We start from the raw sequence: 584 nt of genomic DNA on the forward strand, positions 1-584 counted from the left end.
AAACTTCCATCGAGTTCATCAACTTTTAAAATGATACTTTCAAAAAGTACTTCGGTTGCTTGTTCTATGTCTTCGATTTCGGTTATTAGTTGATTGTTATTGGTTAGTTTTCTTTGATATTGATTTAGGAACGTTACTTGTTTGATTACGGCTTGATACATTTCGTTTAATCTTCTTATTTTATGTACTTTTTCGGGTAGATGTAATTGTGTTGCATAAGGATTTATAACCTCGTAAACCTTTAAATTTCTGATGATTTGTTGGATAAAATTGATTGCTTTTTGGCTTTGGTTTGGATCTATTTCTCCTGCATTGCGTTTGTTTTGATAATCTATAATTCTTGTGGTTTGTTCTTTGCTTTCATCGACGGCTATTAAAAAACTTCTGCTCATATTGTCTTCGTAGGTTTCGCCTTTGGTTGTTGCCGATAAACTAGAGAACTGACCTTTTACTATTTTATGACTGCTTTTATTGTTTCCTTTTTTGTCTTTTATCGTTACCGAACTTCTTAATACTTGATTGCTTATAAATTCTCGCAAGGCATATAGTGCATCTTCTTTTAAACCGTCTAAATCTTCAATAAT

Annotated in this window: 1 pseudogene; it reads right to left on the reverse strand. The window is 31.7% G+C overall.

From position 1 onward, the window contains the following. A pseudogene (locus B0A78_RS14645) lies at nucleotides 1-584 on the reverse strand (hypothetical protein); the annotation flags it as partial.

The sequence above is a fragment of the Flavobacterium columnare NBRC 100251 = ATCC 23463 genome, from assembly GCF_002530675.1.
GTDB classification, from domain to species: Bacteria; Bacteroidota; Bacteroidia; order Flavobacteriales; family Flavobacteriaceae; genus Flavobacterium; species Flavobacterium columnare.